Source organism: Pseudomonas sp. PB105 (assembly GCF_009764655.1).
Lineage (GTDB): Bacteria > Pseudomonadota > Gammaproteobacteria > Pseudomonadales > Pseudomonadaceae > Aquipseudomonas > Aquipseudomonas cyclaminis.
On record NZ_RWIO01000050.1, the window covers coordinates 32,538 to 58,930 of the forward strand.

The 26,393-nt window shown below is 59.2% G+C and carries 20 protein-coding genes and 2 pseudogenes; 11 read left to right on the forward strand and 11 right to left on the reverse strand.

What is annotated here, in order from left to right; all coding sequences use genetic code 11:
• Positions 1 to 86: 86 nt before the first annotated feature.
• From EJD88_RS13265 to EJD88_RS13285, 5 genes are all read right to left on the reverse strand, one after another.
• On the reverse strand, positions 87 to 1,706 hold the full coding sequence (locus EJD88_RS13265; RefSeq protein WP_158878169.1) for a GMC family oxidoreductase: 1,620 nt from the start codon (positions 1,704 to 1,706) through the stop codon (positions 87 to 89).
• A gap of 68 nt (positions 1,707 to 1,774) precedes the next feature.
• A complete protein-coding gene (locus EJD88_RS13270; RefSeq protein WP_158878170.1) occupies positions 1,775 to 2,992 on the reverse strand; it encodes a mandelate racemase/muconate lactonizing enzyme family protein in 1,218 nt (405 codons plus the stop codon).
• A 1-nt stretch (position 2,993) separates the two neighbouring features.
• On the reverse strand, positions 2,994 to 4,313 hold the full coding sequence (locus EJD88_RS13275; protein ID WP_158878171.1) for a nitrate/nitrite transporter: 1,320 nt from the start codon (positions 4,311 to 4,313) through the stop codon (positions 2,994 to 2,996).
• A 155-nt stretch (positions 4,314 to 4,468) separates the two neighbouring features.
• Positions 4,469 to 5,893, reverse strand: coding sequence for an aldehyde dehydrogenase (gene aldA, locus EJD88_RS13280; protein WP_158878172.1), 1,425 nt, complete (start codon positions 5,891 to 5,893; stop codon positions 4,469 to 4,471).
• Positions 5,894 to 6,036: 143 nt separating this feature from the next.
• The gene (locus EJD88_RS13285) at positions 6,037 to 6,969 is read right to left on the reverse strand and encodes a LysR substrate-binding domain-containing protein (RefSeq protein WP_158878173.1); all 933 of its coding nucleotides are present in this window, start codon (positions 6,967 to 6,969) and stop codon (positions 6,037 to 6,039) included.
• Positions 6,970 to 7,315: 346 nt separating this feature from the next.
• On the opposite strand from EJD88_RS13285, the gene EJD88_RS13290 reads away from it, so the two are divergent.
• Positions 7,316 to 8,551, forward strand: coding sequence for an MFS transporter (locus tag EJD88_RS13290; RefSeq protein WP_158878174.1), 1,236 nt, complete (start codon positions 7,316 to 7,318; stop codon positions 8,549 to 8,551).
• Here the strand turns inward: EJD88_RS13290 and EJD88_RS13295 are convergent.
• Positions 8,489 to 9,403, reverse strand: a complete 915-nt coding sequence (locus tag EJD88_RS13295; RefSeq protein ID WP_158878175.1) for a LysR family transcriptional regulator — start codon at positions 9,401 to 9,403, stop codon at positions 8,489 to 8,491. The genes EJD88_RS13290 and EJD88_RS13295 overlap by 63 nt on opposite strands.
• A gap of 116 nt (positions 9,404 to 9,519) precedes the next feature.
• Between EJD88_RS13295 and EJD88_RS13300 the strand changes: the two genes are divergently transcribed.
• From EJD88_RS13300 to EJD88_RS13335, 8 genes are all read left to right on the forward strand, one after another.
• Positions 9,520 to 10,401, forward strand: coding sequence for a hypothetical protein (locus tag EJD88_RS13300; protein WP_158878176.1), 882 nt, complete (start codon positions 9,520 to 9,522; stop codon positions 10,399 to 10,401).
• Positions 10,402 to 10,457: 56 nt separating this feature from the next.
• A complete protein-coding gene (locus EJD88_RS13305; RefSeq protein WP_158878177.1) occupies positions 10,458 to 11,687 on the forward strand; it encodes a Xaa-Pro peptidase family protein in 1,230 nt (409 codons plus the stop codon).
• Between the two features lie 458 nt (positions 11,688 to 12,145).
• Positions 12,146 to 13,780: an ABC transporter substrate-binding protein gene (locus EJD88_RS13310; protein WP_158878178.1), complete on the forward strand. Its 1,635-nt coding sequence runs from the start codon at positions 12,146 to 12,148 to the stop codon at positions 13,778 to 13,780.
• Between the two features lie 75 nt (positions 13,781 to 13,855).
• The gene (locus EJD88_RS13315) at positions 13,856 to 14,809 is read left to right on the forward strand and encodes an ABC transporter permease (RefSeq protein ID WP_158878179.1); all 954 of its coding nucleotides are present in this window, start codon (positions 13,856 to 13,858) and stop codon (positions 14,807 to 14,809) included.
• Complete coding sequence (locus tag EJD88_RS13320; RefSeq protein WP_158878180.1) at positions 14,806 to 15,642, forward strand: ABC transporter permease; 837 nt, start codon at positions 14,806 to 14,808, stop codon at positions 15,640 to 15,642. Before EJD88_RS13315 ends, EJD88_RS13320 begins: the two co-directional genes overlap by 4 nt.
• 2 nt (positions 15,643 to 15,644) lie before the next feature.
• Entirely contained in the window at positions 15,645 to 17,291 is a 1,647-nt protein-coding gene (locus EJD88_RS13325) for an ABC transporter ATP-binding protein (RefSeq protein ID WP_158878181.1), read from the forward strand.
• An 86-nt stretch (positions 17,292 to 17,377) separates the two neighbouring features.
• A complete protein-coding gene (locus tag EJD88_RS13330; RefSeq protein WP_158878182.1) occupies positions 17,378 to 18,559 on the forward strand; it encodes a hypothetical protein in 1,182 nt (393 codons plus the stop codon).
• A gap of 225 nt (positions 18,560 to 18,784) precedes the next feature.
• Positions 18,785 to 19,660, forward strand: a complete 876-nt coding sequence (locus tag EJD88_RS13335; protein WP_158878183.1) for a LysR substrate-binding domain-containing protein — start codon at positions 18,785 to 18,787, stop codon at positions 19,658 to 19,660.
• A 62-nt stretch (positions 19,661 to 19,722) separates the two neighbouring features.
• Here EJD88_RS13335 and EJD88_RS13340 read toward each other — a convergent pair.
• The 4 genes and pseudogenes from EJD88_RS13340 to fae form a co-directional block, all read right to left on the reverse strand.
• A pseudogene (locus tag EJD88_RS13340) lies at positions 19,723 to 20,565 on the reverse strand (MFS transporter); the annotation flags it as partial.
• A 3-nt stretch (positions 20,566 to 20,568) separates the two neighbouring features.
• A complete protein-coding gene (locus EJD88_RS13345; protein WP_158878184.1) occupies positions 20,569 to 22,002 on the reverse strand; it encodes an NAD-dependent succinate-semialdehyde dehydrogenase in 1,434 nt (477 codons plus the stop codon).
• Positions 21,999 to 23,033, reverse strand: coding sequence for an aldo/keto reductase (locus tag EJD88_RS13350; RefSeq protein ID WP_158878185.1), 1,035 nt, complete (start codon positions 23,031 to 23,033; stop codon positions 21,999 to 22,001). The genes EJD88_RS13345 and EJD88_RS13350 overlap by 4 nt, the downstream gene beginning before the upstream one ends.
• Before the next feature lie 10 nt (positions 23,034 to 23,043).
• Entirely contained in the window at positions 23,044 to 23,556 is a 513-nt protein-coding gene (gene fae / locus EJD88_RS13355; protein ID WP_158878186.1) for a formaldehyde-activating enzyme, read from the reverse strand.
• Between the two features lie 611 nt (positions 23,557 to 24,167).
• Between fae and EJD88_RS13360 the strand changes: the two genes are divergently transcribed.
• Positions 24,168 to 24,677: a DUF4142 domain-containing protein gene (locus tag EJD88_RS13360; protein WP_112195194.1), complete on the forward strand. Its 510-nt coding sequence runs from the start codon at positions 24,168 to 24,170 to the stop codon at positions 24,675 to 24,677.
• 110 nt (positions 24,678 to 24,787) lie between these two features.
• A pseudogene (locus EJD88_RS27220) lies at positions 24,788 to 24,883 on the forward strand (AAA family ATPase); the annotation flags it as partial.
• A gap of 158 nt (positions 24,884 to 25,041) precedes the next feature.
• Here EJD88_RS27220 and EJD88_RS13370 read toward each other — a convergent pair.
• Positions 25,042 to 26,289, reverse strand: a complete 1,248-nt coding sequence (locus EJD88_RS13370; RefSeq protein WP_112195190.1) for a glycoside hydrolase family 68 protein — start codon at positions 26,287 to 26,289, stop codon at positions 25,042 to 25,044.
• Between the last annotated feature and the right edge of the window lie 104 nt (positions 26,290 to 26,393).

Here is a 26,393-nt window from a genome sequence, read left to right on the forward strand (position 1 = left end):
ATCAAGAGTTCGACAACCATCGACCCCAGCTTTCTTATTATCGACTACTCAGGTTAAACAAAAATAAATCGGCAGACGTTCAATCACTATGGCAACGATCCGGCGTCCTGCAAAATCAGGTCGGCGCCCTTCTCCGCCACCATCAGGACTGCGGCGTGGGTATTGCCGCTCGTCACATTGGGAAAAATCGACGCATCGACAATGCGTAGACCATCGAGACCATGGACTTTAAGCCGTTTATCGACCACTGACTTCTGTACATCCGCCCCCATCGCGCACGAGCCGCACAGGTGGTAGATCGAACCGCTGTTTTCGCGAAAGTACTGCAGCATCTGTTCATCGCTTTCGACCACCGGCCCCGGGAGGACTTCAGCAACCGTGATGCCTTTCAAGGCCGGCGCCTGCATGATTTTGCGCATCAGCCGACTGCCTTGGATCACTTCGTCGATGTCCTTTCGCGTACTCAGGTAATTGGGATCGATCAGCGCAGCGTCTCGAGGGTTATTCGACTGGATCTCGATATGCCCCCGACTCGTCGGCCGGCACGGGTTGAAACATAGCAGGAAGCCGGAATACGGCTCGGGCTTGAGGCTGGCCTTGTTGTTCTTCGGGATCTGGTACGACAGCGGATTGAAGTACAGTTGCAGGTTCGGGTTGGTCTGCGACTCGTTGCCACGGAAGAAACCACCGGCCTGGTTGACGCTCATCGCCAAGGCACCCTTGCGGGTCAGCAGGTATTTAAGGCCGAGCTTGAACTGCCCGAACAGCGAGCTGAGCTGGTCATTGAGCGTCGGAATGTTCGCCTTGTAGTAATAGCTGACGCACAAGTGATCTTGAAGGTTCTGCCCCACCGCCGGCAGGTGTTTGACGAGCGGAATCTGGTGCCTGGCCAGTAACGCCTGATCGGCGACACCGGATAGTTGCAGAATCTTCGGTGTGTCAACGGCACCGGCGCAGAGGATCACCTCCTTGCGCGCCTGGAAGGTGCGGACCACGCCGTGTTGGGTCACGGAAATGCCGCTGGCCCGCACGTTCTCGAACAATACCCGATCGACCAGTGCGTAATGCTCGACCGTCAGATTCGGGCGGCTGAGTGCGGGATGCAGATGCGCAAAACTACTGGAACTGCGCTGGCCGTCCTTGGTGTTGACATCGTAGATACCCGAGCCTTCAAAGTTCGGCCCGTTGAAGTCGTCACTCTGCGGGTAACCGAGTTCATCGCACCCCTTGAGAAACACATCGCAGATCGGATGGGTCTCTCCCTTCATCGGAGTGATGCTGATCAGGCCGCTGCCGCCGTGATATTCGCTTTCGCCCGATGGGTGATTTTCCAGTTTGCGAAAATACGGCAAAACGTCCTTGAAACCCCAGCCATCGTTGCCGTTGGCGGCCCAGTCATCGAAGTCATGGGCTTGACCACGGACGTAGATCATCGCATTGATCGAGCCCGAACCGCCCTGGACCTTACCGCGCGGAGCATAAATTTCACGATTGTTGAGCTGCTTCTGCGGCTGGCTGTAGTACATCCAGTTGAAGGTCGGGTTGTAATACATCTTGGCAAAGCCGACAGGGATCTTGAACCACAGCGAACTGTCCTTGCCGCCCGCTTCCAGCAGCAGCACCGTGTATTTTCCGCAGGCCGATAGCCGGTTGGCGAGGATACAGCCGGCCGCGCCGGCGCCAGCGATGATGTAGTCGTATGTCATGCACGGTTACCGCGTAAGTCGTTATTAAAAAAACACCCATTCCCGCAACTGAAAGACGGGAAATACCGTCAGCCTCTGGCCGGCGATGTGTCTTTGACGTCTGCCGGGGCCGGTGCCATTTGCAGGTGCAAACGCTCACCGGTATAGGGCGAATGGCTGCGCACCACGTCCATGTTCAGCTCCACCCCAAGGCCCGGCTCGGTGGACGGAATGATGTAGCCGTCCTCCCATTGCAGTGGCTTGGTCAGGACTTCGGCGTGGAATCCACCCCAGGTCATGATGCTCTCCTGGATGAGGAAATTCGGGGTACAGGTTGCCAATTGGAAACTCGCCGCCGCGCCAATCGGCCCGTTATAAAGATGCGGTGCGATCTGCGCGTAATAGGCCTCGGCCATGCTCGCGATCTTCTTGGCTTCCAGCAGCCCGCCGCAGCGGGCCACGTTCATTTGTAGAATCGACGCACCGCCGGCCTGCAACAGCTTGAAGAATTCGTACTTGGTGGTCAGCCGCTCGCCCGTAGCAATCGGAATGGTGGTCTTGGCCGCAACTTGCGCCATCGCCTCCTCCTGACCCGGTGGCACTGGCTCTTCAAACCATAACGGGTCGTACTTCTCCAGGCGCTTGGCCAGGCGAATCGCCGAGGACGGGACCATTTGCCCATGGGTGCCGAACAACAGGTCGCACTTGTCGCCCACCGCTTCGCGGATCTTTCGGCAGAAGGTTTCGCAGCGCTCCAGTACTTCCAGCGAAATCTGGTGACCGGAGTACGCGGTGTACGGCCCGGCCGGGTCGAACTTCACGGCGGTGAAGCCTTTATTCATGTTCTCGATAGCGCATTCGGCAGCCAGGTCCGGGTCGTCATAGTCGTACTCACCCTGGCTGTTGACCGGGTACAGGTAGGTGTAGGAACGCAGACGCTCATTGACCTTGCCGCCAAGCAATTCATAGACCGGCTTGTTCGCCGCTTTGCCGATGATGTCCCAGCAGGCCATCTCCAGGCCGCTGACCACGCCCATCATGGTCAGGTCGGGACGCTGGGTGAAGCCGCTCGAATAGGCCTGACGGAAAAAGCGTTCGATGTGATGCGGGTCGTGGTTGAGCAAGTAGCGTTCAAACACGTCTTCGATGATCGGCAGCATGGCTTTGGGGCCGAAGGTCGCAGCGTAGATTTCGCCGACACCTTCAATGCCGCAATCGGTCTTGAGCTTGACGAACAGCCAATACATGCCGCCGATATGCGGTGGCGGGACGGCAACAATATGGGTTTCAAGGGCGACGATTTTCATCTCAGGCACCTGTTTTATTCGAAGATTGACGATTGATACGCGCACGCAAGGTCAGGGCCGCGAGGGTCCCGATCAGGCCGACGGAGGCGATGTAGCCGAAATACAGCTTGTAGCCAAGGGCGCCGGGGAAGTGCTCGGTGAGGTAGCCGTTGATCAATGGAATGAAGGCATCCGGCAGGTAACCGACCACCGAGACGATGCCAATGGCCAGGCCGGTGATGCGCAAAGGAATGTTGCAGGTGTCGAGGATCGCCCAGTACAAACCGCGAATCGCATATGTCATCAGGCCGATGAAGATCACCGTACCGACCAGCAGGCCTATGCTGTTGAGCGCCGGGAACACGATCAGGCCGACCATCGCCAACGTAGCGAGGAACAGCGCCACGATCAGCACCGAGATGTTCGAGAACTTGTCACCGAGCCAGCCGCCACCGATACCGCCAATCGGGCGCATCCACAGTTTGATGGTGGTGATGGTGCCGGCCATGACGGCGGTCATGCCGCCGCCCTGCAAATAATCGGAGAAGCTGTAGGTCGCCCAGAAGATGTGGTAACCGCAGAACACGATGGCCGTCACCAACCACAGCTCAGGGATTTTTACCAGTATGGTCAGGTCGCCGAGCAGGTTGTATTTGCCCTTTTCCACCGGCGCGGTGTCCTCCATCGCCTTCGGATCCTTGATCAGCACCAGCACACAGCCGATGGCAATACAGGTGAAGGCATAGAGGTAGACCACGTGCTTGAAACCTTCTGCGGCGGACTCGCCACGGGTTTCTGTGGCGAAGGCAAACAGCCCCAGGGCGACCGTTGCGAGCAGCGCTTCGACCAGGCCGCGACCACCGTCGAGGATGCCGAAGAACCGGCCCTGTTCAGTGTGATGAGCAATCATCTTCACCCGCTTGAGCACCGAGGCCCAGAACGTCAGGCCGGTGGTCAGGCCCCAGCAACCGAAGATGATCATCAAACCGGCCATCGACGGCCCCGTGGAGTACCAAAGTCCCAAGGCTCCGGTGGCCACCAGCGAAAAGAAAATCAAAAACCGCGGGGCGATCCGGTCGGCCAACCAACCGCTCGGCAAATAGCTAAGCAGGAAAATCGTACCGAGCATCGAGTACAGATAACCCAATTCGCTGTGGTTGATTTGGAACACCTCGAGCATGGTGGTCTGGTAAACCTGGCGCAGGTACAGTATCGGGTAGATCGCCCCGGCGGCCAGTACCAACAGCATTAACTGGATGTAGCGACTTCCCTTGTCACTGCGGCTTTTTGCACCCGCGTTCGAACCCTGAACAGCGGCAACAGTGGTTGCAGGCTTGGACATCTATGAGACCTCGGGCAACCCGGTGGTCCGGGCGCCCCAATAATTGTTTTTATAGGTTTGGAGCAGTAGCAAGCGCAAAGCTACAAGCGGCAAGTCAGAGCCGGCTGCCGTTCGCTTTTACTTGCCGCTTGAAGCTTGGAACTTTAGCTGCCGGTCTAGTACTTCATCACCACAAGTCGGGTCTGAGTGAATTCGAGCATGCCGTGCTTGCCGTCATCACCGCCCAGGCCCGAGCGTTTCCACCCGGCGTGGAAGCCCTGGTAAGGGTCGGCCGGGGTCCGGTTGACGTACAACTCACCGGCCTCGATGGTGTTGGCGACTTTCAGGGTGGTGCGGTAGCTCTCGGTGTACAGCACCGACGACAGGCCGAACTGGTGATCGTTGGCCATGGCCAACGCTTCGTCGATATCGCGGTACTTGAGCACTGGCAGCACCGGGCCGAAGATTTCTTCCTGGATAATTTCCATATCCTGGCGACAGTTGCTCAACAGCGTCGGCGGGTAGAAATGGCCGTTGCCCTCAGGAATGAAACCGCCTGCTTCCAGTACCGCACCGTCGGAGACGGCGCGCTCGACCATGGCGTGGATGTTTTGCTGCGAGCTTGCGTTGACCAACGGGCCCATCAGGCTGGCGTCGGTGGCACGGTCGCCAAACTTAACGGCGATGATTTTGGCTTTGAGCAACGCGAGAAATTGCTCGTAGACACTTTCCTGCACGTAAACCCGCTCCACCGCCGTGCACAACTGACCGCAGTGAGTGGTCTTGGACGCGACGATAGCGCTGGCGGCAGCTTCAAGGTCAGCGTCGGCTTCAATGATTGCCGGGGTTTTGCCGCCCAGCTCCAAGGACGGCTTGGCAATGTTGGCCTTGCAATAGTCGAGCACGATCCGCCCGGCGTTGACGCTACCGGTCAGGGTGATCAAGCCGACGGCTTTGTGGGTGCAGACCGTTGCGGCGGTAGCATGGTCCATGGTCAGTATGTTGACCACGCCGGCCGGTAAACCGGATTGCTGCACAGCCTTGGCGATTTCAAACGCCGAGGTCGGGGTGTTGTTACTCGGGCGCACCACCACGGTATTGCCGGCAATAAGCGCCGGGGCGATTTTGCGCAGCAAGGTGTAGACCGGGTAGTTGAACGGAATCAGGCAGGCGACCACACCAATCGGCTCGCGGTGCAGGAAGAGGTTTTCGTTCGGGGTATCGCTGGGGATGATCTCGCCTTCGATCCGCCGAGCCCATTCGGCGTGGTAGCGGGTGATTTGCGCGGCGTAACGGGCTTCGTTGCTGGCGTCGCTGACACTTTTGCCGGACTCGGCGGCCAAGGCGGCACCGATGCTCTCGGCGCAGGCCTCCAGGGCGTCAGCGAATGAGCGCAAGTGCTCGGCGCGTTCGATGCCGGTGAGCTTGCCCCAGCGCTTCTGGGCGGCGGCGGCAGCCTCAACGGCGGCGGTTGCTTCAGCGCTGGTGGCGGCCGAGACCTTACCCACCAAGGCTTCGGTGGCCGGGTTGTAGACCGCAATCAGCGCATCGCTGGCAGGCTCAATGAAGTGACCGTTTACAAAGTTTCGCTCAAGTCGCATGTGAATTGCCCATCGTTGTTTTTATCCAGTTCCCGCAGTTTTGGCATCCTGAGGGGGTTGAACAAACGATTTATTGAGCGGGGTAACATTCAAAAAATGCAGGTTACGCGAGAAGCAATCAAATTTCCCGTGAAGGTTGGGGGTCAACCGGCGGCGGTGGAGGGTTCGAGCTGCCTTTGCGCCAACCAGATTTCCTCCTGCAACCACTGGCTGAACACCTGCAATTGCGGCATCAAGGTCTGCTCCGGCCGAGTCACCAACCAGTAGGATTGATGCCCTTCCACATGCACGTTCAGTACCTGGGTCAACTGCCCGCTGGCCAGCTCCGGGGCAACCATGTGCCAGTCGGCAATGGTGATGCCCAAGCCGTCGGTGGCCGCACGAATCGCCAGGTCCAGCAGGTCGAATTCATAACCGCCCTGGGTATCCACGCCGCTGATTTTCGCCGCGTCGAGCCAGTGTTTCCAGGTCAGATAACGCTGGTCTTCCCGGGCCAATACATGCAGCAAGGTCAGGCGATTAAGGTCGATGCCGCGCTCACTCCATTCCCGCGCATACAAGGACGGAGCACACACCGCAATGTGCCGTTCCTGGAGCAGCAGTGAGCTGTCCAGCCCATCCCATTCGCCATCGCCAAAGCGGATCGCGCAGTCCAGAGTGCTGGTTTCCGCCAGGCTGTCCTGTAAACGTGTGGTGATGCTCAGTTCCAATTCGGGGTGTTTCTCCCGCAGCCGTCCCAGGCGCGGCATCAACCAGCGGCTGGTGAAGGTAGGCGGTGCGTTGATGTGCAGGCGATTAGCGTGGGACTTCTGCTGGATGCTGCGCACCGTCAGCTCGATTTTGTCGAAGGACTGATGCAGCGCCCGCAGCAAAACCCGGCCGGCGCTGGTCAGTTCAAGGTGGTGATGCCGGCGTTCCAGCAGGTTCTCGCCGAGCTGTTCTTCGAGCTGGCGCACCTGGCGGCTGACGGCACTTTGCGTGACGTTGAGCAGCTCCGCCGCCCGGGTAAAACTGCCGGTACTGCCGGCCACTTCGAAGGCTTTGAGCGCATTGAGCGCGGGCATTTTGCGTTTCATGAACAGGACTCGCGCTGGGGCTGACGAGCCCCAAGCATCCCACGGCTTGCGGGAAATTTCCCGAGTAACATGATTTTTTGTGTTGTGTAGGGCGATTCCCTTGCTCCCTCGCCACAGGTAATCGGCAATATTCAATGACGTCGGTTTCAGCCCTGCCACTGTCGCCGACGTATAAATAGCATGAGTATTTCGCAGCACACTCACGACTATTAAGCACTGGCTGTTTTATTTATATAAACGCTAGTCTTGTTTTAATTAAACCGCCGACTAAGTCAACGCACTTACATAGGGCATGCCTTGCACTTACGCCCCATTCCATAGCAATTAAATTGACCGAGCCAACCCCATGCCCTTCGACCCACACTCACCCACAAAAAGTATTATTTTATTAGCGCTTATCTTTACGGCGTGTAACGCGACCACCCACGGCTTCAGTATTTTCCTCTACTCGGCCTTATTACCCCAGATCCGCCAGGTGTTCGAGCTGAGCTACAGCCAGGCAGCGTCCATTGCGGCGCTGCTGCAACTGTTCTACATGGGCGCATCGATTGCCAGCGGCATCGCCGCGGCGTGGATCAGCCCGCGCAACATGGTAAAGCTGACGATGGCCTTGAGCCCGGCGCTGCTGGCCCTGGCCGTCGCCACCCCTTGGGTGCTGCCGTATGCGCTAAGCCTGGCGTTGGTCTCGGCCTGCGCCGTGGCGAACTGGAACGCCATCGCCGCACTGGTCGGCGAAGTGATCCCCGTCTCCCATCGCAGCCGCGTGCTAGGGCTGGCGTCGTCAGGTGCGGCGTTTGCGATCTGCCTTAACGGGTTGCTGATCGCCTTGTTGCAGGGCATCTCGCTGCGGCACTTCTGGCTGATTTGCGCCGGGCTGACGCTGATGGTCACCCTACTGACCTTTTGGGTCCTGGCACCGTTGGCGAAAGGCCAGCGCACCACGAAAAGCAGTGCGCCATCGCTGCGCCGGATACTCAGGCAATGGTTGAAGCTGTGCCTGGAACACCCGGTAGCGCTGCATGTGCTGCTGCTCAGCACCTTTATTGGCGGAATCAGCGGCCCGTTCCTGAATTTTCTCTCGGCGTTCGCCAGCGAACGGCTGGGCGCCAACGCACAGATCACCGGCTCGTTGTGGACACTGATCGGGATTGGCGGGGCAGTCGGCGGTTTATTGTTGGGTTCATTCGCCGATCGTTGGGGCGCATTAAGGGTGATGGCGTTGAGTATCAGCGCCTTCGGCCTGGCAATGCTCGCCCTGCTCTGGCAACCGAGCTTGAATCTGACCTGGTTGGCGGCCGGGCTGTTCGCGCTGTTCTATTTCCCTGTCTGGGGCTTGATGGCCGCCTACCTCAGCGCACGCTTGAGCCCCGTGCAAAGCCTGCAAGTGGTGAGCCTGAGCATGGTCGGTTATGGCTTGGGCAGCGCCACCGCGAACTGGCTGTGCGGCTGGCTGCTGCAGGCCACCGGGCAGTTTGGCCTGGTGCACGGCTGGATCGTCTGCTGGGTCACCGCGAGCCTGTTATTGCTGAGGCTGATGGCCCGCCGTCAACGCTGTGAGCCGGCGCTCGGCCAGCCACTCTGAACGGCCCAAGCGACGCGACAGAATGTCCACCAAGGCCTCCACCGCCAGCGCCTCGCACTGAGTAGAACGCCAGAACATCAACCGCGCCGGCTCAATCGGCGGAAAGCCCTGGGCCGCGTCCAGCACCTTCCAACCCGCCGGCACCAGGCGCCGCGCCGTGACACCGACCGACTGGCCCTGTTCAATGGCAATCCCTATCCCACGCGGGCTCTGGCTGGTGTAAACCACATGCCACGCCCGCCCGGCCTCGGCCAGCGCCCGCACGGCATTGGCTCGAAAGGCGCAGCCCTCGGCATACACTGCCAGAGGCACCGAGACATCCGCCCCGGCGCTCCAGCCCTCAGCCGCCACCCACACCAGCGGCTCGTCGCACAGATATTCGCCCAGTTGCACATTGGCGTGTTGCACACCGAGCACAAGGTCCAGCTCACCGCGTTGCAAACGACTGACCAGCGCCGTCGACATCTCGCAACAAATGTCCGGCCGCACCTGGGGAAACTGCACCTGAAAGTCGCGCAACACCTTGGCCAGGCAAAACTGGGCGTAGTCCTCGGGCATGCCGACGTGAATGCACACCTGCTCATCGGGCAGTTGCACGGCGTTGATCGCATCGGCATGCAGTTTGAGGATCTGCCGTGCATAGATCAGAAACGTCTCGCCACCGGGTGTCAGGCTCACCGAGCGACTGGTGCGCTGGACCAACGGCGTGCCGACGATTTCTTCCAGGCGCTGCAAATTCTGGCTGATGGTCGACTGGGTTTTGTGCAGACGCTCGGCCGCCGCAGAAAATCCGTGGCACTCGATAATCGCAACAAACACTTTAAGTAAGCTTCCATCCAGTTCGCCTGACATAACTATCGCCCCTGCCGATGGATTCGATCACAACTTGTAATTTCCACTTCGCACCTCTTTAAGCAACTATCGATTCAACGCCAAACACTGTTAATTGATAGTTCCAGGAGACTTGCATGAGCCTTCAACTTGCCGACGCCGAAGTGGGCGATATCAGCGATATCATAAATACCGAGTTGTACCCCATACATGATTCGGGCCATGTCCGGTTGCAGGCGCTGATCGAACACGCCCGCGCAGAACTGGCCGAAGATGGTTGCTGCCTGCTGAAAGATTTCTTGCGGCCCGAGGCGCTGGAACAGGCGCGTGCCGAAGGTCAGGCACTGTCGGGCAAGACCTTTTACTCGGTGCGCAAGGTCAACGCCTATTTCACAGAAGACGACCCTGCCCTGCCCCAAGATGACCCGCGCCGCACATTCATGGAGCGCACCAGCGGTTTTGTCACGCGGGACATGATTGCCCCGGACGCGATCATTCATCGCCTGTACGTCTCGCCGATGATGAAGCGATTCATCGGTGCCTGCCTCGACGAGCCGGAAATTTTCGAATACGCCGACCCGTTCGCCGGGCTGGTGATCAATGTGATGCCCGAAGGCACCGAGCAACCCTGGCACTTCGATACCAACGAATTCATCGTCAGCATGATGACCCAGAAGCCCGAGGCTGGCGGCCTGTTCGAGTACGCGCCGATGATCCGCACGCGCACTCAGGAAAATCTAGGTGCTGTCGGCAATGTGGTGCGCGGGAACGACCGCAGCCGCGTGCAGGAACTGGAGCTCAACCCCGGCGATTTGCAGATTTTCAAGGGTCGTTTTTCAGTGCACCGGGTAACCCGCGTCGAAGGCGCTACTGAACGTAATACGGCGATTTTCGCCTACTCCGAAAAGCCTGGAATCATCGGCCGTGCCCAGCGCACCAAACAGCTTTACGGACGCCTGTCCGAAGCCCATCTGCAAGCCGAACGCAACCTGGTACGCAGCGACCAGTTGCTCGACTGATCCATTCCAAAAAAATCTTAAAAAAACCAACCGTATTTGCCTGCGAGGAACACCCCATGAGTCTGTCCGGCCCCAACCGCAACCCCGCCGACTGCGAACCGACCTACGCCGAGATCCAGCAGATCCAGCTGGACCGTTTGCAACGGGTGCGCAACGAACTGAAAAAACGCGACTACGCTGCGTGCGTGCTGTTCGATCCGACCCACATGCGCTACGCCACCGGCTCGCGCAACATGCAGGTGTACTCGGCGCGCAACCCGGCACGTTACGCTTTCATCCCGGCAGAAGGCCCGGTGGTGGTCTTCGAATTTGGCGGCTGCCTGCACCTGGCCGAACAGCTCAACACCGTCGATGAAGTGCGCCCGGCCAAGGCCATCTCCTATTACTTCTGCGACAGCTTCCTGAATAACGTCACCGCCGAATGGGCCACTGAAATCGGTGAATTGGTGCGCAAGCACGGCGGCGGTAACAAACGCATCGCCATCGAAAGCGCGACCTCGGCCGCTGCGTTCGAACTGCAAAAACTCGGCTACCAGATATTCGATGCCCAGGAACCGCTGGAGCGCGCGCGCTGCATCAAGGTGCCGAACGAGCTGAAGATGATCCGCGCCAGCCTGCGTGCCACCGAGGCCGGCGTGCGCTTGATGGAAAGCAAACTGGTGCCGGGCATAAGCGAAAACGAACTGTGGTCGCATTTGCACCAACACGTAATCGCTACCGACGGCGACTACGTCGAAACCCGCCTGCTGTCCTCCGGCCCGCGCACCAATCCGTGGTTCCAGGAGTGCAGCACCCGGCCCATCGAAGCCGGTGACCTGGTAGCGCTGGACACCGATGTGGTTGGGCGTTTCGGCTACTACGCGGACTTTTCACGGACCTTCCTCTGCGGCGAGCAAGCCGCCACCGCCAAGCAACAGGAGCTGTACAAACTGGCCTACGAACAAGTGCAGACCAACGTGGAAATGCTCAAGGCCGGCCGCAGCTTCAAGGAATACGCCGAGCTGGCCTGGAGAATCCCGGACAACTACAAGGCCAACCGCTATTTCGCCCTGGCCCACGGCGTTGGCATGACTGGTGAATACCCGTACGTGGTGCATCGCGAAGACATCGATGCACTGGGTTACGACGGGGTGTTCGAAGCCGGCATGACCATCTGCGTGGAGAGCTATATCGGCCACGATGCGGGCGGCGAAGGGGTCAAGCTCGAAGAGCAGATTTATATCCACGAAAACGGCATCGAGTTGCTTTCGGACTACCCGTTCGATTCGCGCCTGATGCCACGCTGAGTTGCCCCGGACGGCGCCGTAACCTCCTTCGACATCGTCCGGTTTTCCCCTTGTTCCCACCCGGAACAAGGGGCGTTTGCGGCCATCGCGCAGTGTTTCGTACCCGCGCCTTCCTCCGTCCGGCCTGTCTAGCTCAAGCGGCAGCCTTCCTTACGGTCAGTAACATGCATTTATCGAACGTTTCAGCGTTGAATTTATCGTTTGTCGATCGTTGCCCAGATGACAAAACTGCGGGCATCTCTAATAAAAACAACATGAGAGCAGCCCTATGTCATACCCAGCCTCCGTCCTTCTGATCTCGTTGCGCCTTGCTCTACTGCCGGCTTTACGCCTGTTACGCCTGCGCCTTCGCGCTGCCGGCCACTGACAGTCTCGGTTCATCGAACCGACCGCGTCTGCCGCTCGCCCCATGTGCGGCCAGTCGAAAAACGCACTTTTGCACGTTATCGGAGAGGCATATGAAAGACTTAATGACACTGGACGGCACTCTGCCGCATCCAGCGGTGAACGACCTGTGCACCCAAGTCAAAAGTGGCGAGATCAATCGTCGCCAATTCCTGCGCACCGCCGCACTGCTGGGCATCACCGCCGCCAGCGCGAGCACTTTCCTCGGTTCCGCGCTGCTCGGTAATTCCGCTCATGCCGCTGACGCGGTAACGCCGCGTCAGGGCGGCAGCCTGAGGTTTGCCTGTGCTATCCAGGAAATCCAGGACCCGATGCTGATCACCTGGATCGAAGCCTCGAACCTGCTGCGCAACAGTCTCGAATTCCTGACCTGGGTCGATGCCGACAACATCACTCACCCGTACCTGGCCGAGAGCTGGAGCCCGTCCGAGGACCTGAAAACCTGGACCTTCAACCTGCGCCAGGACGTGAAGTGGAGCAACGGCGACACCTTCAACGTCGAGGACGTGCAGCACAATATCGAGCGCTGGATTGCCGCCGATTCCAAGTCGGTCAACCGCACCGCGTTCCAGGACATTACCGCGTTCGAAAAAGTCAGTGACTTCCAGTTCCGCCTGGTGCTCAAGCGTCCGATGCTGGCGATCCCGGAAATGCTCAACGCCTTCACTTGCGCCATCGTGCACCGCAGCTTCAAGGCCGGTGACGACTGGGCGAAAAATCCGCTGGGTACCGGGCCGTTCAAACTGGTGTCATTCGCGGTCAACAAGCAGGCGACCTTCGCCAAGCGTGCCGATTACTGGCGCACACCGGCAAACCTCGACGAGTTGCGCTACGTCGACATGGGCACCGATATTTCCACCCACCTCGCGGCGTTGCAGGCCGGGCAAGTGGACGTGTTGTACCGGGTCACCGTGGCCGAACTCGACCTGGCCAAACGCTTGCCCGGCGCGCAACTGCTGACCTGTAAATCGGCGCAAACAATCGTCATGCGCATGGCCTGCGACCAGAAGCCGTTCGACGACCTGCGCATCCGCAAAGCAGTAGCGCTCTGCGCCGACAACGCGCAGATGCTGAAAATCGCCTATCGCGGCATGGGCACCCTGGGCGAAGACCATCACGTCGCGCCGTCCCACCCGGAATACTTCCCGCTGCCCAAACGTGCGCGGGACGTGGCGGGTGCGAAGAAACTGCTCGCCGAAGCCGGCCACCCGAACGGCATAGACATCGACCTGATCGTCGGCAACACCCAGGGCCGCTACGAACAGGACTGCGCGCAGATCCTCCAGCAAAACTGCGCCGAGGCCGGCATCCGCATCAACCTCAAAGTGATCCCCGCGACGCAATACTGGCCGATCTGGGACAAGGCCGCGTTCAGCCTCACCTACTGGGCACACCGCCCACTTGGTGTGATGTCGCTGGAACTGGCCTACCGCAGCGGCGCGGCCTGGAATGAAAGCCACTACAGCGACCCTGCGTTCGACGCAGCGCTGGACAAAGCCATGGGCATCATCGACCCGAAACAACGGGCAGCAGCGATGCAAAGCGTCGAGCAGATCCTGCAAGACGCCTGCGTCATGGTCCAGCCGTTCTGGGGCGATAAATTCACCGCCGCGAGCAAGAAAGTCCAGGGGTTCCAGGTTCACCCCTCGGACTTCTACCCAATGGATCAAGTCTGGTTGAGCGCCTGATTCAAGCGCCCTGAACGAGCCCGCCCACTCAGCTGCGGCGGGTCGCCATCCTTTGATTAGCCGGAGCGTGCGAGCATGGCTGAATTTCTATTGCGCAAGTTATTGGCGCTGGCGGCAACCTTGCTGTCGGTGTCAGTGATCGTGTTCCTAGCCCTGGAACTGAATATCGAAGACGTCGCGATCAACGTCCTAGGCCCCTACTCCGCCGCCGACCAGCGCGCTGCATGGCTGGTGGAACACGGTTACAACCAACCCTTCGTCTGGCGCTACCTCGTGTGGCTGAAGGACTTTCTCAGCGGCGACTGGGGCACCTCGGTGCATTTTCGCGAGCCGGTGATTGATCTGCTGCTGCCGAACCTCGGGCAAACGTTGATCCTCGCTGGATTGGCGTTGGCGGTGATGGTACCGGTGGCGTTGACACTCGGTATCCTGGCCGGGATTCGCCAGGGCTCGGCGGTGGATCGATTGGTGTCGTTTCTGTCGATCGTCACCACCTCGATTCCAGACTTCGCCAGTGCGGTGTTTGTCTCGGCGATCTTCGTGTTCTGGCTTAACTGGCTGCCGGGCGTGAGCAGCATGAGCGACGGCTTCAACCCAGTGGAACTGGCGCTGCCACTGATGGTGCTGTGCCTGTTCGGCATCGGCTACCTGGCGCGGATCACCAGGGCCTCAATGGTCGAAGTGATGCAGGCGCCGTACATCCGCACCGCCCGCCTCAAAGGCGCGAAGACCTCACGCATCGTGTTGCGCCATGCGCTGCGAAACGTGCTGATCGCGCCAATCACAGTGATCATGTTGTACATCCCGTGGCTGCTATCGAACGTGATCGTGGTCGAGGTGTTCTTCGCCTACAAAGGCTTCGGCTCGCTGCTCTACACCGCGTCGCTGAACCATGACGTCTACCTGATCGAAGCCTGCGCAATGATCAGCGGCATCGTAGTCGGCGCGACCAAAATCTTCTCTGACCTGGCCTATACCTGGCTCAACCCGCGCATAACGTTGCGCAGTCTTGGCGGAGGTGGCCAATGAATTTCCTCAATTCGTTCAAACATCCCCTTGCGTTACTTGGTTTGCTGCTGGTGGGCGGCTGGGTGCTGATGGCGCTGTTCGCGCCGTGGTTGGCGCCCCATGATCCGCTGGAAAGCTTCACCCCGCTGCTGACGCCGATGACTCCGGATGGCGACGGGATACACTTTCTGCTCGGCACCGACATGATCGGCCGGGACATTCTCTCGCGGCTGATCTGGGGCACACGCACCGTGTTGTTCTGGTCGATTCTGGCGACGCTGACCGCATTCGCCGTCGGCATCGCCATGGGCCTGTGCGCCGGTTACTTCAATGGCTGGGTCGATGCGGTGCTGTCCTATGTCGCCGACACTGTGTTGTCGTTCCCGGTGCTGGTGCTGTACATCGTGATCATCATCGCCCTCGGCGCGTCGGCGCTTAACATCCTGATTGCGGTGACCTTCACCAGCGCTCCGGCGATCTTCCGGATCATGCGCGCACTGACCATCGACATACGTTCGCGGGATTACGTGCTCAGCGCCATCACCCAGGGCGAAGGGTCGTTGCGGATCATGCTGGTGGAAATCCTGCCCAATTGCGGCGGCCCGTTGATCGTCGATTTCTGCCTGCGTATCGGCTACACCGCGATCATGATCGGCGCCCTTGGCTTCCTCGGCCTCGGATTGCCGCCGCCGACCCCGGACTGGGGCGGCATGATCAACGAAGGCCGCAGCATGGCCATCGCGTTCCCGCACCTGGTGATCTTCCCGTGCATTGCCATCTCCACCCTGATGCTGGGCCTGAGCCTGTTGGCGGACGGTCTGGACGAACACGCCCAGAAAGGCGCAAGGAGCTGAGCATGAGTCATCAACAAGTATTGAGAGTGGAAAACCTCTCCATCGAACTGCCCGCCGGCGCCGATCGTAGCCACGCCGTCAAGGGCATCAGCCTGGATGTACGCAAAGGCGAAATTCTGTGTGTGATCGGCGAGTCGGGCTCCGGCAAATCGGTACTCTCGGCCGCGATCATGGGCGATTACGCCAAAGGCCTGCGCCACAGTGAAGGCGTGATCGATTTCCTCGGCGACGATATCTGCCGCATGGACGAAAACGCTCTGCGCACGCTGCGCGGCAACCGCATTGCGATGATTTTCCAGGAGCCCATGGCAGCGCTGAATCCGGCGATTCGCATTGGTCAGCAGGTCGAAGAAATCTTCGACATTCATGCGCCGCAGATGCCCGCCACGGAGCGCCGCGAACGCATGCTCGCCCTCCTGGATTCGACACAACTGCCCGATCCGCCACGGATTGCCAACAGCTTCCCGCATCAACTCTCGGGCGGCCAATGCCAACGAGTGGTGATTGCCATGGCACTGGCGATGAACCCGGATCTGCTGATTGCCGACGAACCGACCACCGCGCTGGATGTGACCACTCAGGCCCAGGTGCTGAAACTGGTCCGCGACCTGCGCGGTCGAGGTCAGCACGGCATCCTGTTCATCACCCACGACTTCGGCGTGGTGGCAGAAATCGCTGACCGTATCGCCGTGATGGAGGGCGGCGTGCTGGTGGAAATCGGTGAGCGCGATCAAGTACTCAACTCGCCGAGACACCCGTACACCCGCAAGTTGATCGCCGCTGTTCCGGCCCTGCACCCGGAGCTGCACGCGCCGTGCGCCGACGGTGAGTTGGCGTTGCGCATCGAGCACTTGACCAAGACCTACAACGTCGGTGGCCGCTTGGTCCCGGCGCTCAAGGATGTCTCGCTGCAACTGCCCCGGGGCAAGACCCTGGCGATTGTGGGTGAGTCCGGCTCGGGCAAAAGCACCTTGGTCAAAGCCGCAATTCGGCTGGTGGAAAGCGACAGCGGCCATGTCTGGGTGGGTGACACGGATTTCCTGGCATTGCGCGGTTCCGCGCTGGCGGCCAATCGGCGGCGGATTCAGATGATTTTCCAGGACCCGTACGGCTCGCTCAATCCACGGCACCGGGTCGGCGATATCATCGCCCGCGCGGCGCAATTGCGCGGGTTGTCGGCCAAGGATGCGTGGACCGAGGCCGGTGATTTGCTGGAACAGGTCGGGCTCAAGCGTGACGCCCTCAAGCGCAAGCCCCGGCAGTTCTCCGGTGGCCAGCGTCAGCGCATCGGCATAGCCCGGGCCCTCGCGATGCGCCCGGAAGTGCTGATTGCGGATGAAAGCGTATCGGCGCTGGATGTTTCGGTGCAAAAACAGGTACTGGAGCTGCTCGCCGAGCTGCAACAGCGCCTCAACCTAAGCATCTTGTTCATCACCCACGACCTGCGCGTGGCGGCGCAAATCAGTGACTACATCGCGGTGATGCGCCAGGGCGAAGTGGTGGAGTACGGCACGGCGGAACAGGTGCTGCTGCGGCCGCAAAACGCCTACACCCAGACCTTGCTGGCTGCAGCTCCCGGCGCTTCGGCGATTCCGGTGGTGCCTGTTGCCGAACCCGCGCTGAGGCTGATCCGACCGCAAACCAACTGAGTTAACAAGCCTTTTTCCCAGGGTGCAGCGTTCGCTGCGCCATGGGCTGCTGTTGCCAACGATAACTAAAAAACCAGGAGTACACTATGCGCACGACTACCCAGATTGCGGTCCGTTCCATCGCTCTCATTCCGCTGCTCGGCGCCTTTGCGGCCCCGGCCATGGCAGTGCAGGTTACCGACAACCTTGACCTCGGCGGTGCCATTCGGGCGCGCTGGGACTATGACCCGGACCGCGACATTCAGAAGTTCGGCCTGGACACGGTGTTCCTCAGCGCCAAGTACAACTCCGACACCTGGATCGGCGAGGCCCAGTACCGCTTCTACGGCCGTTCCTATCCTTACCAGTACACCAAGAACTACGGCGATATCCAGTTCGCCAAGTTCGCCTGGGTCGGTTACAAGTTCAATCCTGACCAACAAGTGCAGGTAGGCCTGAATACCGTGCCGTTCGGGTTGCAGCCGTACTTCGGCAGCACCTTTTACGAAACCCTGGGCAACGTCATCGGCTTGGAAGATGTGCAACAAGTCGGCGCCAAGTACATCCAGCAAAGTGGCGACTGGAACATCCAGGCCGGCTACTACCTGCGCCCGGCGTGGCAAGGTAAAGGCACCAGCAAAGGGGTAACGTATTCCAGCGTGGTGTCCGGGGCCGACAGCTACGTGGGCGACGGGAGCGACAACCAGGAACGCAATACCGTGGTGCTGCGCGTGGCCAAAGCCCTGGACCTCGGCGCGTGGAAATCCGAAATCGGCCTCTCCGGCCTGACCTCGACCCTGGAAAACAAGGACACTGATAACGATGGCCGTCGCAACGCCGTAGCCGTGCACTACCTTGGCAAGAACGGCCCATGGGGCGTGCAACTGCAAGCGGCGCGGCAACAGATGTCGCCGCGTAACCGTGGCAGTGATGAAGTCGTCACACTTGGCGGGTACGACGGCACCTACAACGTCGCCAGTCGCGGCAACTTGTACGTCGCCGACCTTAGCTATGACGTCGCCGGCAAATACCTGTTCGACCAGATCAGCGGTGTGAAGCTGTACGCCAACTACAGCGCCTTCGATAAATCCGCCGACGCGTTCAAGACCTCGCAACGGCTGATCCTCGGGACCTCGTTTTCCTTCAGCAAATTGTGGATCGCGACGGAATGGTTGTACGGCAAAAATGACCCGTACATTGGTGGCAGCAGTTACACCCAAAGCCTGGCGTCTGGTGGGAATAATCAGTGGGAAAACCAGCTATACATGAACATTGGGTATTATTTCTGATCCGGACTGTTTGACGTTTCTCAAGGCCTCTTCGCGAGCAAGCCCGCGCCCACAGGTTATGAGCTGAACCTGTGGGCGCGGGCTTGCTCGCGAAGACTTTTACCCAAACACCACTTGCATCGGCCTCTCAGAAAGGAGTCAGATACGCCGTACAGAATATTCACCAAAAACAATAAACCTGCCCGCGCACTACTGCGTCGAAGTCGGGTATGGAGTCACTCTTTCATGCGTCAACTGCCCTCGCTCAACATGCTGCGAATTTTTGAAGAAGTCGCGCGGCATCGCAGTTTCAGTCAGGCGGCTTTGGGTCTTAACGTCACCCAAGGCGCGGTCAGCCGTCAAATCAAGCAGCTTGAAGATTATCTCGGCGTGGCGCTGTTTATCCGCACACCCCAAGGTCTGTCGCTGACCCAAACCGGCCTTGCCCTCTCCCCCCAATTGAGCGATGCCTTCGACCACCTCGAACGTGCCCTGCAAGCGGTGCGTGTGCCGAACCTGCGCCAACGCCTACGCATCGTCGCGCCACCCACTTGGGCCACGCGCTGGTTATCAGCGCATTTGCGCGCGTTCTGCCAGCGCTACCCGGACATCGGCCTCAGCGTGACCCACCAGAACGGCAACGACAGCCTCGCGGAAATCGATTGCCACATCCGCTTCGGCCTCGACGCGGCCAACCATTGCAGCAGTCAGTTGCTGGTAATGGAGCGGCACATGGCAGTGGCCAGCCCCGAGTTGTTCGTCAATGGCCAGCCGCCGGATCTGCGGCAGTTTCCGCTATTGCACATACTGCATGACGGCAAACGCTTGAAGGTGTGGGAGAACTGGTTGGCCGCGATGGGCCGCGAGGATGTCGATGCCGCGCAAGGGCTGGAATTCAGCACGCTGGACCAGGTGATCCACACAGCACTGGCCGGTGGTGGGCTGGCGGTGATTGACCGACAGATGATTGAAAAGGAACTGGCGAATGGCAGCCTGTTGCCGATCACTGCGGTTGAAGTGCTTGGGCCTTATGGGTATTGGCTGGATGTGGCGAATGATAAGCAGGGATTGTCGAAGGTGCGGTTGTTTACGCAGTGGCTGGGGTTGGTCAGTAATCCTTGAAACACGGATACCCCCTGTGGGAGCGAGCAAGCCCGCTCCCACATTGGAAATGTGCCCATTCTTTAGATCGGTGCTGCGACTTTGACGGTCACCGGCGCACCGCTCTCCACCGGACTCTGCGCCTTGCACGCCTGGCTCAGCGTCAGGGATTTGGTCTCCGGTGCCCAGGCCCAGGAAATGATCGCGCCCAGTGCGAGAATCGACGCCAGGATGCCCATGGTCGGGCTCAACCCGATCCCGGCCACGCTCACCGGCAACAGAAAGGTGCTGACCGCAGAACCCAAGCGACTCACAGCCGTTGCCAGGCCAATCCCGCTGGCACGCACTTCGGTCGGAAAGCTCTCGGCCGGGAACACGCCCACCAGGTTGCTCACCGCTGACAACACCAGCGTGAACACACCGAACACCAGCACCATCAGGAATGGCGCGCTGCCCGGCAGAGCTGCCAGCATGAACAAGGCCACCGCCAGGATGATGAATGAGTTGATCAGAAAGCCTCGGCGCGAGAATTTCACCGTGCACCAGATGCCGATCAATGCGCCGAGGATCAGCAGCATGTTCAACATCAATTCAGTGCCAAAGCCCTCCGCCAAGCCCAGCTTCTGCAGAATCGACGGCAGAAACGTGTAGATCGCAAAATACGGCATCACGATGCAGACGAAGAACAGGCAGTTAAACGCGGTGCGCTTGCGGTATTCGCGACTGAATAGCACCGCGTAGCCGGAACGGGTTTCGGTGGAGCGGGTTTCATCGAGCTCAACATTATCACCCAGGTGTTTTTTGACAATCGCCCGTGCTTCGGCGATCCGCCCTTGATTGACCAACCAGCGCGGTGATTCCGGGGTGCCGATCCGCGCGATCAGGATCAACGCTGCCGGGATCGCCGACGAGGCCAGCATCCAGCGGGGCTAGAGGCCCCCCATCAACAGGTATTTGATTTCCAGGTAGTCTTCCAGACCGTACCTGGAGCCTTCGCGCCCCAGGCCCGATTCCTTGATGCCGCCAAACGGCGCGACTTCCGTGGAGATGATGCCTTCGTTGATCCCGACCATGCCGGCTTCCAGGCCTTCGGCCATGCGCCAGACGCGGCCGATGTCGCGGCTGTAGAAGTACGCCGACAATCCGTAGGGCGTGTCATTCGCCTGTTGCAATACGTCGGCTTCGTCCTTGAAGCGGAAGCACGCAGCTACGGGGCCGAACGTTTCGTCCTGGGCGATCAGCATGTCGCTGGTGGCATCGGTGAGAATGGTCGGCTGGTAGAACGTGCCGCCAAGCGCATGCCTACGACCGCCGCACAACAGCGTGGCGCCCTTCTCCAAGGCGTCACTCACGTGCAACTCAACCTTGGCCAACGCCGCTGCGTTGATCAACGGACCTTGCTCGGTTTCACCGTCCAGAGCACTGCCGACGCGCATCGCAGCGACCGCTTCGGCGAGTTTGCCGGTGAACGCTTCGTAAACGCCGTCCTGGATGAAGAAACGATTCACGCAGACGCAGGTCTGCCCGGTATTGCGGAATTTCGAGGCCATCGCGCCTTTGACCGCGGCGTCCAGATCAGCATCGTCAAACACAATGAACGGCGCGTTGCCGCCCAACTCCAGCGAGACTTTTTTCAGCGTATCTGCCGCTTGGCGCATCAGCAGTTTACCGGTGCGGGTCGAGCCGGTGAACGAGAGTTTGCGCACGATGCCGCTCGCTTGCAGCGCCCCGCCAATCGCTGCGGCGTCACCTGAGATGACGTTGAACACGCCGGCAGGAATGCCCGCCTGCTCGGCCAGCACCGCCAAGGCGAAGGCTGACAAAGGTGTCTCTTCCGATGGTTTGAGAATCATTGTGCAACCCGCCGCCAGCGCCGGGCCGACCTTGCGCGTGACCATTGCCAGCGGGAAGTTCCAAGGGGTGATCGCCGCAACCACGCCGATGGCCTCCTTGACCACAATGATTCGCGCATCAGCCTTATGGCTCGGGATTACGTCGCCGTAAGCGCGCTTGGCTTCTTCGGCGAACCATTCCAGAAAGCTTGCGGCATAGACCACTTCACCCATAGCTTCGGCGAGCGGTTTGCCCTGTTCGCGACTGAGCAAAGTGGCCAGATCTTTCTGGTTGCTCAGCATCAGCTCGCCCCAGCGCTTGAGGCGCTGACTGCGCTCTTTGGCAGTCAATTTTCGCCAGGCTGGCAAAGCGCGGTTCGCCGCGGCGATGGCGAGGTTGGTTTCTTCGGCGCCGGCCTTTTGCACGTCGGCGATCACTTCGCCATTGGCCGGGTTCAATACAGGATAGGTCGCACCGCCGCTCGACCATTGGCCGTCGATGAAATTGCCGTTACGGATCAGCGTGCTCATGCCACAGCCTCGGTCAGAGTAAAGCGTTCCAGGCCCGGACGAGCCGAGCGCAGGATGCGTTTGCCGGCGGTGTAATCGTTGATCACGTCGCACGGGGTGTAGTTACGTTCCAGTTCCTGCAGTTCTTCAGCATCAAGCTTGGTCTCCAGTGCCGCCAGGGCACTGTCGAACTGCGCAGTGGTGTCGGCGCCGACCAGCATGCAATCGACGCCCGGATGATTGGCGACCCAGGCTTGAGCGATCTGCGCGTTCGACACACCACGGGCGCGGGCGACGCGCTGTACCGAATGAGCGATCTCGAACGAAGCCTCGTCGCTGTACATCTGCTGAGTGAAGAAGTCGGTCTGGTTGCGGGTCGATTGCACGTCGCCGGTAAGCAAGCCGCGAGCCAGCGGGCTGAACACCGAGACACCCAGGCCCTGATCACGACAGAACGGAATCATCTCGCGCTCTTCTTCGCGGTAGGCGCAGTTCAGTTGCAACTGCATGTTGATCGGCTTGACCCAGCCATTGCGTTCGCAAGCCATGAGGATCTTCGCCAACTGCCCGGTGAGCATGGTCGACACACCGATGTAGCGAGCCTTGCCGGAGCGCACAATGTCGTTCATCGCACTCATGGTTTCTTCAACCGGGGTATTCAGGTCGAAGTAATGCAGCATGAACACGTCGACGTAATCCATGTTCAAACGCTTCAGCGAGGCGTCGATGCTGTCCATGATGTGTTTGCGCGAATGACCGCTGGCGTTGATGCCGTTGCGGGTGCCGTAGCCGACCTTGGTGGTGATGACCAAATCTTCACGACGGGCCAGACGCTTAACGATGCGCCCGACCACTTCTTCACCGACACCTGCGGAATAGAAGTCTGCCAGGTCAATGAAATTCACCCCGTTATCGAGGGCATGGGCGACGATCGGCTCGCTTTGCTTTTCATCGAAGATCCACGGTTTCCAGTCCGGGGTGCCCATGTTCATAGTGCCCAGGCACAAGCGGGAGACTTGCAGGCCGGAGTTGCCCAAACGGATGTATTGCATGGCTCAGACCTCAGGCTTTCGGGGTGTAGAAAGGGTTGCTGATGTGAGTGACCACATCCGCCAGTTGCGCGGTTTCCGGTTTGCCGGTCAGGGCGGCGCGGATCGCGGTGCGGCAGGCGTTGTAGTTATTCAAGTACACCGCATCCAGATCATCGCAAGCCGGGTTGACCCAGTTGGCGGTGACAATCGCCCACTCGTCTTCGGCTTCCGGCGGCAAGGTGCCGTCCAGCAGCGCTTCCAGCACAGCCTTGGCAATCCCGGCCTGGGACGCGCCCCAGGTGGCGTTGCCGTGCAAGTCGCTGCTGATCGCAGCCTTGTTGACGTAGAGCGTCATCGGCTTGACCGGAATGTTCGGTTGGGCGATCACCATAAAGGGGCAATGCCCTTGGCTCGGCGACGCCAAGCTGTTGGCAAACGCCTGCCCCGCCGGCCCGTTCCGCGGGCCGATCAGGATGTTGATGTGTGCGGCATTCACACCAGGACCTTCGAAACCTTCACCGATATACAGGTCGAGTTCTTTCATGAGTCGTTACTCTTTTTGGATTTATTTTGGGTGATCAGAAGCGCACGCGGATCTTGAAGATCGCCTGGCAAACATCAGGGTATGAAGAGCGCAACACGAGGCTGGCGGAGGCGCGGCAGAGGGGCTTAGTCATGATTGCAAACGCTCTTTTTGTTATTGGTGAGCTGTGTTTGCGATTTTTTAACATCGGGGGCCGGAGGGGCCGTAACCATTAAAAGTCATGGGGGTATGAGTTCTCCTCATACCCAAAAAAACCGGCACGGTGCCGGAATACAATTATTCTCCGACCAGCCCTGCAGGGTAGAGCGCGATTTCGCATTATCCTGCGCTTCAAGGGGCAAAATTGGGGGCAAATCTCAATTCGGCCGACCTTGAATCACTGCGTTAGAGCCCAGTCAAAATATTTTTTGGGGATGGCTCACAAAAACACGAAGAAATGCCATTGTATTTTCGGCCATGAAACCGCGCGAGCCCATGCACGCCGAACCGTGTATGCGCAGGCTTCTATGCCCGATAGTCTGTCGCTTTAAAGAAACCTTGAACGTAATGCGTGGCTACCGCTCACAAGTTTATGGGCGCTATTGCTCATTAGACATGAAGAGGAAATCGATATGCCAAACGCACTAAGAACTTGCGCACTCACCTTGCTCGTCAGCCTGGCGGCCCAAGGGGCTTTCGCAGCACAAGACGACGATTTTGTTGAGGACGCTTCCGCCAAGGGAGTAGCCGAAGTCGAAGCTGGCAAGCTCGCCCAAGAAAAAGGCAGTGCCGCCGATGTTAAGGCCTTTGCAGACATGATGATCAAGGATCACACCGCGGCGAACGCAAAGCTTAAAACAATTGCGGACGCCAAAAATCTAAAGGTTTCCGACAGTGCGGAGCTCATGGACAAGGCCAAAGCGATGATTCTGGAACTTCGCGGCGCAAAATCCTTCGATCAAGCTTATGCCAACAATCAGGTTAAGGCGCATGAGGCCACGATTGAAATCTTTGAAAAGGAGATTTCTGAAGGCAAGGACGCTGAGGTTAAAGCGTTTGCCACCGAGACATTGCCCAAATTGAAATCGCATCTGGAGCATGCCAAAACGCTGTCAGAGGCGCACGCCGGTGACGCGAAGTGACAACCACAGGAGCCTTTAGCGAGGCTCCTGCCGTCCCTCACTGCGGCGCGGGTGGCTCAAGTAGAATCTTTCCCCCGAAAAATCAGCGTGCAAAGCGAAAAGGAGGTTCGATGCAACGGGTGATGATTGTTGGTCAACCTGGCTCAGGCAAAAGCACGTTGGCGCGTAAGCTTGGTCTGCGCACGGGCTTGCCGGTCGTTCATATAACTGCGCCTTAAACGTGCCGCGTGGTTTGTCTGAGGTCTAATCGGGATACCGAGATTTTTCTCCGCGCGCAAAAACCACTCGACTGAGTGGCTTTTGGCTTTTTGGGACGGGACACGCACAGGCGTGATCACGGGCAGGCTTTACCGGCGCAACACCCTCAATCCAGCACGATATCCCGCATCGGCGGGATATAACCGTAGTCATATGCCTCCCGTACAAACGAGCGATCGCCCTGCAGCAGGATCCTGACCGTGGGTGCTTCAGTGCCGCCGATGCGGAAATCGCCGTCGCGGGTGGGTACGCTGTCGATGAACGAAGTCACCAAACCATTTGGCATCACACAATGTGAATAGGTCTGGAAGGGCTGCTCGGGTGGGTTTCCCAATACCAGGCCAGAGGCATTCATTGGCCGGTAAGGGCCGAACAGGTGTTCGCTGACAAACCCGTAAACGCCATCGGGGCCGGTCACACCGTCGGCATAGGTGAACTTATGGCTGATGGTGAACAGGTAGTACTTGTTGTCCTGGAAGACGTAATGCGGGCGCTCGGTCTGATCATTAACGCCAACGGCCGTCACCAACGGCGGTAATATTTCCCATTCATCGCCTCTCAGGTCTTTGGCCACGGCAAGGCCAATACACCCCACCTGATAGCGAGCGCCACCCACCTCTTCGTGGCCTGGCGGGACCAGGCCGATCTCGTCGGGGCCGACTATGTGGGTGCCGCGTTCACCCGCGACATTGCCTTCAAACACCATATATAACTTGCCATCTTTCGGATCAATAAAAGGACTTGGATCGCGAAAGTTCCACGTCGCATTTTGCGACTCGGTCTGATAATAAACCCCGTCCGCCTCAAATAATGCGTGCACCTTATTGAAGTTGACGAGTTCAACGCCCTCCTCGGTTGTCACTATCTGGCCTTTGACTTTGGAAATAGTCGCGCCGGGTGTAACGCAGGTGTAATACAAGTCGATGTCACCGTTATTGTTCACCAGGATCGGCGTTCCTGCCCATTCCCGCGTGGTGGGCGACACGCCTGGGGCCATGACGCGACCGCCGAAAATCCAGTCCTTGCCGGTGCGTGAGTACCAAAAGCAGATACGCGCATGGCCGTGTCGATCCTCCCAGTCGCGCTTGATGTCATAACGCCCGTTGGCATCAATAAACTGCGGATCATGGGGGCGCCGGTCGGCGGTCAACGTGAAAATTACCGACCAGCCATTAACGGAAACCACCGCCCCGTCGAGGTCGCGCAGGGGCATGGTGTCCCAGATGAATACCGTGTCACTCATCACGGGAAAATCAGCCGGCACTAACGGTTGCGTGGTAGTGGGGTCACTTTCATTGACTTTCAGCGCATCAGCCCGAGTCCAGCGAGTAGGTGTGTGATTCGCATGTTTCATGTTGATGTCCTTTTACTAACGCTTATATGACAAGCCGATTTTAAAGTGCACAGCACACTTCGATCTCGACCAGCTCCATAGTGCGAAACAAGGTTTAACATGGA